Origin of the sequence: Paraburkholderia sp. (genome assembly GCF_024281035.1) — a bacterium.
Taxonomy (GTDB): domain Bacteria; phylum Pseudomonadota; class Gammaproteobacteria; order Burkholderiales; family Burkholderiaceae; genus Paraburkholderia.
In genome coordinates this window covers 107,743-117,097 of record NZ_JAMXLH010000058.1, presented here as the reverse complement: position 1 = coordinate 117,097, position 9,355 = coordinate 107,743, and the positions used below count along the sequence as shown (strand labels likewise).

The following is a 9,355-nucleotide window of genomic DNA, read 5'->3' as shown; positions in this document are numbered from 1 at the left end:
CCGACACGTTCGAGCGCCCGATCTACGCGGGCAATGCAATCGCAACGGTTCAGTCGGCCGATCCCATCAAGGTCATCACGGTTCGCATGACGGCGTTCGACGCCGTTGCTGCAGAAGGCGGCAGCGCGGCGGTCGAGAAAATCGATGCAGCAGCCGATAGCGGCCTGTCGCAGTTCGTGAGCCGTGAAGTCACGAAGCTCGACCGTCCGGAACTGACCAACGCAAAGATCATCGTCTCGGGCGGCCGCGGTCTGGGCAGCGGCGAGAACTACACGAAGGTACTCGAGCCGCTGGCGGACAAGCTCAGCGCAGCACTGGGCGCTTCACGTGCGGCGGTGGATGCGGGCTACGTGCCGAACGACTACCAGGTCGGCCAGACCGGCAAGATCGTCGCGCCGCAGCTGTATATCGCGGTGGGCATCTCGGGTGCGATCCAGCACCTCGCGGGCATGAAGGACTCGAAGGTCATCGTTGCGATCAACAAGGACGAAGAAGCGCCGATTTTCAGCGTCGCCGATTACGGCCTCGTGGGCGATCTGTTCTCAACGGTCCCGGCGCTTGTCGATGCACTGAGCGACTAGACTGCGGCCGGTTTGAAACAGCCGTTGAAGTGTGTCTAAAACCCTCGTCGGGTGGGCGATGGCTGCCGTCGGCGCGCGTTCTCCCGGACTGCGCTGGCCCCGTCCATTCCCGGCGAGGGCGAGCCGTGTTCACGCTAAATAGCGTGGACGCCATCGGTGAAATCAACGGATAGCCAGGACGCCTGTCGACAAGGTGAAAGCTCCGTATGGAATTTATACGTAATGGCAGAGTGAGCGCATTTACGGGCACGATCCGGTTCAAGATCATGCTGGCGCTTGGTGTTTGCGTCGCACTGATGGCATCTATTGGTCTGATGGGCCTTCGTGGCCTCGCCCGGCTCAGTGCGGATATGGGCAGCATGTATTCGTCGAGCACAGTGCCAATCGAGGATCTAACGGCCGTGCAGGCGGCGGCTCTAAAGATCCGTCTTCAGATGCGTTACATCCAGGCACTGCATGGGCAGGACAATGCTGCGGAACTCGTTGAAAGCATCGGCGAAGAACAGCGGAAGCTCGATCTCGCCTGGCATGACTATTACCCCGCGAAAATTACCGCGCCCGACGAGCGCCGGCTTGCCGATCAGGTAGCGAAAGAACTCGCGATTTTCCGGACCCAGTCGGACGATATCGTTTCGGTGCTTCGTGTCGGAAATTCAGATATGGCGGCCTTCTCGATCGATGAACTCACAGAGACCGGCGATGCGGTGTCCCGCGCAATCGATCGCGACGTCGCGTCGAGCGCAATGCAGGCGCGACAGTTGGCCGAACGTGGCAATGCGACATTCAATACATTGCGATGGACGGTGCTTGGCGCAATTGTTCTTGGCATTGCTGTGGCATTCGCGGCGTCCGCCTGGCTGCTATGGGCGATTACGACGCCGTTGAAGGCTGCACTTGGCGTCGCCCGGAAAATCGCCGAAGGCCGGCTCGGTGAAGCCGAGGGGATCAGCTTGCGAGGCGAGTTCGGGCAGTTGCTCCAGGCGCTACAGGTTATGGATAGACATCTTGCCAGGACGGTTCAGACCATCAAGGGTTCGAGCGACGCGATTTTGAACGCATCGAGCCGGATCGCCGATGGCAGTGTCGACCTCTCGGCTGGCGCGGCACGGCAGACTGCATCGCTCGAAGAAACAGCGTCAAGCATGGGCGAACTGATCTTGTCGGTTCAACGCAATTCGGATCATGTTCGCCGCGCAGCGGAGTTTGCGAATACGACGTCGCTCGCGGCCGATACCAGCATGGCGGAGGTCGAGCAGATGAGAGTCACGATGGACGACATCTTCGCAAGCTCGGACAAGATCGTGGAAATTACGGCGCTTATCGAAGGAATCGCTTTTCAGACCAACATTCTGGCGCTGAATGCAGCCGTCGAGGCAGCGCGTGCAGGCGAGCACGGGTGGGGTTTCGCGGTTGTCGCCGGAGAAGTCCGCAGCCTCGCACAGCGTGCAGCTATCGCGGCGAAGGAGATCAAGGTTCTGATCCGAACCTCGTCTGACGCCGTTTTAGGTGGGGCGGAGAATGCAGACCGCGTCGTGCAGGCCATGACGGAGGTCCGGGGGGCAATCAAACGTGTGGTCGAAATCAACGGCAACATCTTCGATGCTTCAGAAGAGCAGCTTGGGGGAATCGGGCAGGTCAACGAAGCGGTGAGCCGCATGGGGCAGGCAATTCGCAGGAATGCGGCGGTCGTTCGGCAGGCTGCGGAAGCGGCAGCCTCGCTAAAGGAGCAGGTGGCCGCCCAGCGGCATGCGATTGCCGTATTCGAGGTTCGTTCGCGAACGGACGGTGTATTCGCGCAACAGTAGTGAAGGTAGACATTGATCAATTGCACGAGCAACGGATTGAAAAATGCGGCGACGATGGGGTGGACGCGACGCGTTCCGGCCGCACAGGAACCGAGGCGACGTCCGTTGCCCGATCCTTATCGCGTGGCCGAAATTGTCACTAGATGGTCCGGTTTCGCCACGGGAATCTGGATCGATCGCAGCTACCATCGTTCTCGTTTGGTTGGCGGCGATGGCGCATTGCTTCGCGACGCAGATCCTGCCGTGTGCAGGCGCGTTCGAATCAGTCCTCGGCGCAGCACATGACAACAAGGGCGCACTGGCCCCGATCGAAGACCAGTTCTGACGCAGGGGATGGCACGGTGACTGCAACAAATCTGATCGAGCAATACGGCCCACGCGAGTCGATGGAATACGACGTGGTGATCGTAGGCGGCGGTCCGGCTGGCCTGTCTGCAGCGATCCGCCTGAAGCAGCTGGCGCAGGAAAAAGGCGCCGAGATCGGCGTGTGCGTCCTGGAAAAAGGCTCGGAAATCGGGGCGCATATCCTCTCGGGCGCGGTCATGGACCCGCGCGCACTCGGCGAACTGATCCCCGACTGGAAGGAACAGGGTGCGCCGGTGACCGTCGAGGTCACGGAAGACCGCTTCCTGTTCCTATCGGAAACCGGCGCGAAAGCGGTGCCCAACTGGGCATTGCCGGACAACTTCAAGAACCACGGCAACTACGTCATCAGCCTCGCGAACGTCACGCGCTGGTTGGGCCAGCAGGCCGAGGCGCTCGGCGTGGAAATCTTCCCGGGCTTCCCGGCCGCCGAAGTCCTCTACAACGAAGACGGCTCGGTCAAGGGCGTCGCCACCGGCAACATGGGCATCGGCAAGGATGGCGAGCCGACCGGGAGCTTCCAGCTCGGCATGGAGTTGCACGCGAAGTACACGCTCTTTTGCGAGGGCGCGCGCGGGCATCTGGGCCGGCAGCTCACCGAAAAGCTCAAGCTCGGCGAGAACGCGGACCCGCAGGTCTACGGCATCGGCATCAAGGAACTGTGGGAAATCGATCCGGCGAAGCACCAGCCTGGACTCGTGGTCCACACCGCAGGCTGGCCGCTCGACGCCCACACCTATGGCGGCTCGTTCCTCTATCACATCGACAACAACCAGGTGATGGTCGGTTTTGTCGTCGGCCTCGCGTACACGAACCCGTACCTGTCGCCGTTCGAGGAGTTCCAGCGCTACAAGACGCACCCCAAGATCCGCAAGTACCTCGAAGGCGGCAAGCGTGTCTCGTACGGCGCGCGCGCACTCACGGCGGGCGGCCTGATGTCGCTGCCGAAGCTCACGTTCCCCGGCGGCGCGCTGGTGGGCGACGATGCGGGCTTCCTGAACGCCTCGCGCATCAAGGGCAGCCACGCGGCGATCAAGACCGGCATGCTGGCCGCCGAGGCGGCGTTCGAAGCCGTGCAGGCAGGCCGCCAGCACGACGAACTCACGGCTTACCCCGAAGCGTTCAGGCAGTCGTGGCTGCACGAGGAGCTGTACAAGGCGCGCAACTTCAAGCAGTGGATGGCCAAGGGCCTGTATTTCGGCACGCTGATGGTCGGTATCGAGCAGAAACTCTTCGGCGGCAAGGTGCCCTGGACGCTGCATCACCAGCATCGCGACAACGAGATGCTGAAGCCCGCGTCGCAGTGCAAGCCGATCGAGTATCCGAAGCCCGACGGCAAGCTCACGTTCGACCGCCTGTCCTCGGTGTTCATTTCCAATACGAACCACGAGGAAAACCAGCCCGCGCACCTGACGTTGAAGGACCCGGGCGTGCCGGTGAACGTGAACCTGCGCACCTATGCGGGCCCGGAGGCGCGTTTCTGCCCGGCTGCGGTGTACGAGTTCGTGAAGAACGACGACGGCAGCGACCGTCTGCAGATCAACGCGCAGAACTGCGTGCACTGCAAGACCTGCGATATCAAGGACCCGACGCAGAACATCGTATGGGTCACGCCCGAAGGCGGCGGCGGTCCGAACTACCCGAACATGTAATTCGCCGCAGCATGCGCCTGTTATCAGGGCGCTCCGGCAACCAACCGAAGGACAAACCATGCAGAGAGAAGTCGTTGTAGTCGGCGGTGTGCGTACCGCCATCGGAAAGTTCGGCGGCAGCCTGAAGGACTTCGCACCGACCGAACTCGGCTCGATCGTCGTGCGTGAAGTGCTCGCGCGCGCGCAGGTGGCGGGTAATGAAGTCGGTCACGTCGTGTTCGGCAACGTCATCGCAACGGAACCGAAAGATCTCTATCTGTCCCGCGTCGCCGCGCTGAACGGCGGCGTGCCCGAAGCGACGCCGGCCTTCAATGTGAACCGGCTCTGCGGATCGGGCCTGCAGGCCATCGTGTCCGCCGCGCAGACGATCCTGCTCGGCGACGCCGATGTTGCGATCGGCGCCGGTGCGGAGAGCATGAGCCGGGCTCCGTACATCACGCCCGATGCGCGCTTCGGCGCGCGCATGGGCGACGCGCGCCTGATCGACATGATGCTGGGCGCACTGCACGATCCGTTCGAGTCGATGCACATGGGCGTCACGGCGGAGAACGTCGCGCAGAAATACGGCATTACGCGCGAGCAACAGGATGCGCTCGCAATCGAATCGCACCGTCGTGCCGCGCGTGCGATCGCCGAAGGCCGCTTCAAGGAGCAGATCGTTCCGCTGACCCGGAGGGTGAAAGGGAAGGAAGTCGTCTTCGATACCGATGAGCATGTACGCGCGGACGTCACCCTGGCCGAACTCGCGGGGATGCGCCCCGTGTTCCAGAAAGAGCAGGGCACGGTGACGGCTGGCAACGCATCCGGGCTCAACGATGCGGCGGCGGCTGTCCTGCTGATGGAACGCAAGACGGCTGAGGCGCGCGGGCTCAAGCCGCTCGCGCGGCTCGTGTCATACGCGCATGCGGGCGTCGATCCGCGCTACATGGGCATCGGTCCCGTGCCCGCCACGCGCATCGCGCTCGAACGTGCCGGGCTCGCGATCGGCGACATCGACGTGATCGAAGCGAATGAGGCATTCGCGGCGCAGGCCTGCGCGGTAACGCAGGAGCTGGGGCTCGATCCCGCCAAAGTGAATCCGAACGGCTCCGGTATCTCGCTCGGCCATCCGATCGGCGCGACTGGCGCGCTGATCACCGTGAAGGCGCTCGCAGAGTTGCAGCGCATTCACGCTCGCCACGCGCTCGTGACAATGTGCATCGGCGGCGGACAGGGCATCGCAGCGATCTTCGAAAACCTTCAATAAGTGGCACGCAACATAGCGATTGCAACGAAACGCGAACATGGAAATTAAAACGGTAGGGATCGTCGGCGCGGGCACGATGGGCAATGGGATTGCGCAGACTGCCGCCGTCGCCGGACTGAAAGTCGTTCTGATCGATGTGACCGACGCGGCACTGAAGAAAGGTGTCGCGGCGATCGAAGTTAGCCTCGGACGGTTGTTGGCGAAGGAAAAACTCGATGCAGCAACGCGCAATGCCGCACTCGCGTGCATCGAGACCTCGACCGACTATCAGCGTCTTTCCGCCGTCGATCTCGTGATCGAAGCCGCGACCGAAAACGTCGAACTCAAGCACCGGATCCTGAAGCAGATCGAGACGGTAGCCCGCCCCGATGCCATCATCGCGACAAACACGTCGTCGATCTCGGTCACGGCCCTCGCGGCAACGCTCGCCGACGCATCGCGCTTCATCGGCATGCATTTCTTCAACCCGGTGCCACTCATGCCGCTCGTGGAGATCATCCGCGGGTTGCAAACGAGTGACGCCACCGTCCAGGTGATTCGCGCGCTCACGCAACGCTTCGACAAGTCGCCGATCGGTGTGCGGAACTCGCCGGGATTCGTCGTTAACCGGATCCTCGTGCCGATGATCAACGAGGCGTTCTTCGTGCTGGCCGAAGGCGTGGCGAGCGCCGAGGAGATCGACGCAGGCATGAAGCTCGGCGCGAACCACCCGATTGGCCCGCTCGCACTCGCGGACCTGGTCGGGCTCGACGTCTGTCTGTCCGTGATGGAGGTGTTTCTGAAGGACTTCGGCGACGCGAAATATCGTCCGTGTCCGTTGCTGCGCGAACTCGTGGCGGCGGGCCGGCTCGGCCGCAAGACGGGTCAGGGCGTCTACCGCTACGAATGAGTGGTGAGCAATGCAGGTCCGGCGCTCGACCTGCCCAGGACACGCTATCCCTAGTCGGGATCTACACAAAAAATAACGATAGCGACTAGATCGGCTCCTCATGCGAAGCAGAGGGGCCGACGTATTCATAGCGCGCAGTATTCACGCGCGAGATACGCACCTCGACCGGCGCCTGGTTATAAGAGTACGCAATGCGCCGTACTTCGAGTAACGGCGTGCCCGGCGCCACTTCGAGCAATGCACTTTCTGCGTCATTGGCCACGGCGACGCGCAATCGCTCTTCCGTCTCGACCACATTGATGTGGAACGCGTCCTGGTAGAAGTTGTAAAGCGTGCTGGGCCGCTCGCGCAGCGCCGTTTCATTGAGCCCGGGAAAACGCTCTTCGGCGACCGTGATGCTGTCGATCATGACGGGCTCGCCGTGCAACGCCAGGCGATTCACGAACGAGTAAACCCGCGCGTGCGGCTCGATGCCAAGCATCGCCGCGACTTCCCGCGAGGCCTTTCCTTTCATGAAAGAAACGAGGCTCACCGTGGGATATGTCTTCTCGCCGTCCTGGCGCACGACCCGGAAGAAACGGAAGAAGTACCGGTCGCGCTGATGCTGCGCGACAAACGTGCCGAGTCCCTGATGGCGCACGAGGATGTTGTCCGCCACCAGTTCGTCGATCGCCTTGCGCAGCGTCCCGATGGAAACGCCAAAGCGTTCCGACAAGCGCCTTTCGGAAGGTATCGCTTCGCCGCCCTTCCATTCTTTCGCTGACAGGGCGGCGAGGATCCCGTTCTTCACTTCCTTGTATCGGGTTCCCCCGATGATGGGCGTGCCCGCGACGCCCGTTTCATGGGCCGTGCCGTTCTTCAACGTGTTCATTGAGGTGTGCTCCTTTCCGGCGCTTTTCTGACTTTGTCACGATCTTACTTCATCTGGCTCGTTTAACACATATAGATGATATGGTTGACATGCATGAATGTGGTCACTATTATTCGCAACATGGCCCACGCGCCAGCCCCCCCGTGAACAAAACTGGAGACACTCAAATGAGCCAGGCAGCTCAAGCATCGCAGCAGGCTGATTCAACGGCGGCCCATGCCGATCCGGCAGGCAGGACGATCCACATCGTGCTGCACGAGGCCAAGGACACAGTTGGTGTCGCGGTCGTCGAGGGCATCAAGGCGGGCACGCAATTGAACGCGTGGATCATGGACGAAGACGAAATCGTGGTCGTCGCGGCGAAGCAGGACATTCCCATCGGTCACAAGGTGGCGCTCAAGGACATGGCCGTGGGCGACACCGTCTACAAGTACGGCGTCGATATCGGCAAGGTGGTGGTCCCGATCAGGGCCGGTGAGCACGCTCACGTTCACAACATCAAGACGAAGCGCTGGTAAGCCCTGGCCCGCACCGGTCACCGCCGGCCCGAACCAGCCCGCACCGGGTCGTGCCGGCGGCGGCGATTGAGCTTGCCCGTTGAACTCCTTCCAATCAGAGAGACATCATGAGCGTGATTGACCAGAACACCACTTTCCGCGGCTATCGCCGCTCGAACGGCCGCGTCGGCGTGCGTAACCACGTCATCATTCTTCCCGTCGACGATCTTTCGAATGCCGCCGCGCAGGCGGTCGAGAACAACATTAAAGGCACCATGGCGCTGCCGCATCCGTACGGCCGCCTCCAGTTCGGCGCGGACCTCGATTTGCATTTCCGCACGTTGATCGGCGCGGGGTGCAATCCGAACGTCGCCGGCGTGATCGTCATCGGCATCGAGGAAGGCTGGACGAAGCGCGTGGTGGACGGCATTGCGAAGTCGGGCAAGCCGGTGATGGGCTTCGGCATCGAACTGCATGGCGACCACGACACGATCCTGCGCGCCTCCAAGGCAGCGAAGGAAATGGTGCAGTGGGCGACGACGCTCGATCGCGAAGAGTGTCCGATCTCCGACCTGTGGGTGTCCACCAAGTGCGGCGAGTCGGATACGACGTCGGGATGCGGCTCGAACCCGACGGTCGGCAATGCGTTCGACAAGCTCTACGGGCTGGGCACGACGCTCGTGTTCGGCGAGACGTCCGAGTTGACAGGGGGTGAACAGCTCGTATCGGCGCGCTGTGCAAACGATCAGGTGCGCGAGCGATTCGAGTTCATGTTCGGCCGCTATCAGGACATGATTAACCGCTGGAAGACCGATGACCTCTGCGAGTCGCAGCCGACGAAGGGCAACATCGCGGGCGGCCTGACGACGATCGAGGAGAAAGCGCTCGGCAACATCCAGAAGATCGGCAAGAAATGCCGCGTGGACGGCGTGCTCGACAAGGCTGAGGAGCCGACGCATTCAGGGTTGTGGTTCATGGATTCGTCGTCCGCGGCAGCGGAGATGGTGACGCTTTGCGCGGCTTCGGGTTTTGCCGTGCACCTCTTCCCGACGGGGCAAGGCAACGTGATCGGCAATCCCATCCTGCCGGTGATCAAGATCTGCGCGAACCCGCGCACGGTGCGCACGATGAGCGAGCATATCGATGTCGACGTATCGGGCCTGCTGCAGCGTGAGCAGAACCTCGACCAGGCGGGCGACAAGCTGCTCGAAGCGATGCTCGCGACGGCGAACGGCCGCTGGACCTCGGCGGAAACGCTGGGCCATCGCGAGTTCGTGCTCACGCGTCTGTTCGAAAGCGCCTGATCGCGCAGGTATTACCCCGGAAGCCCGCTCGTGCAGCGGGCTTTGCGAACGCAGTTTCGCTACAGCTTCGCGCACCGCTGCGCAAAAGGCCATGCAGGCGTGGTCGCAAGACCAGCGCCCAGGAAGACCGCGCCGCGGAGCACGAAG

The 9,355-nt window shown here is 62.2% G+C and carries 8 protein-coding genes; 7 read left to right on the top strand and 1 reads right to left on the bottom strand.

Features of this window, described 5'->3' with window-relative positions; translation table 11 throughout:
* The 5 genes from Q0L30_RS20115 to Q0L30_RS20095 all read left to right on the top strand — a co-directional run.
* A partial coding sequence (locus Q0L30_RS20115) for an FAD-binding protein (RefSeq protein ID WP_296660279.1) occupies positions 1-581 on the top strand: 581 nt, incomplete at its 5' end.
* 206 nt (positions 582-787) lie between these two features.
* Positions 788-2,386, top strand: coding sequence for a methyl-accepting chemotaxis protein (locus tag Q0L30_RS20110; RefSeq protein WP_296660277.1), 1,599 nt, complete (start codon positions 788-790; stop codon positions 2,384-2,386).
* 341 nt (positions 2,387-2,727) lie between these two features.
* Positions 2,728-4,401 carry an electron transfer flavoprotein-ubiquinone oxidoreductase gene (locus Q0L30_RS20105; RefSeq protein ID WP_296660275.1) on the top strand — a complete coding sequence of 558 codons (1,674 nt, stop codon included), beginning with the start codon at positions 2,728-2,730 and terminating at the stop codon, positions 4,399-4,401.
* 58 nt (positions 4,402-4,459) lie between these two features.
* A complete protein-coding gene (gene bktB, locus Q0L30_RS20100) occupies positions 4,460-5,647 on the top strand; it encodes a beta-ketothiolase BktB (RefSeq protein WP_296660273.1) in 1,188 nt (395 codons plus the stop codon).
* Between the two features lie 37 nt (positions 5,648-5,684).
* A complete protein-coding gene (locus Q0L30_RS20095; RefSeq protein WP_296660270.1) occupies positions 5,685-6,536 on the top strand; it encodes a 3-hydroxybutyryl-CoA dehydrogenase in 852 nt (283 codons plus the stop codon).
* 85 nt (positions 6,537-6,621) lie between these two features.
* Here the strand turns inward: Q0L30_RS20095 and Q0L30_RS20090 are convergent, their stop codons facing one another.
* Positions 6,622-7,407 (bottom strand): GntR family transcriptional regulator, encoded by a 786-nt coding sequence (locus Q0L30_RS20090; RefSeq protein ID WP_296660267.1) that lies wholly within the window; start codon positions 7,405-7,407, stop codon positions 6,622-6,624.
* A 248-nt stretch (positions 7,408-7,655) separates the two neighbouring features.
* On the opposite strand from Q0L30_RS20090, the gene Q0L30_RS20085 reads away from it, so the two are divergent.
* Both Q0L30_RS20085 and Q0L30_RS20080 read left to right on the top strand, forming a co-directional pair.
* Entirely contained in the window at positions 7,656-7,925 is a 270-nt protein-coding gene (locus Q0L30_RS20085) for a UxaA family hydrolase (protein WP_367277840.1), read from the top strand.
* Between the two features lie 107 nt (positions 7,926-8,032).
* Positions 8,033-9,208 carry a UxaA family hydrolase gene (locus Q0L30_RS20080; protein ID WP_296660262.1) on the top strand — a complete coding sequence of 392 codons (1,176 nt, stop codon included), beginning with the start codon at positions 8,033-8,035 and terminating at the stop codon, positions 9,206-9,208.
* Positions 9,209-9,355: the final 147 nt, after the last annotated feature.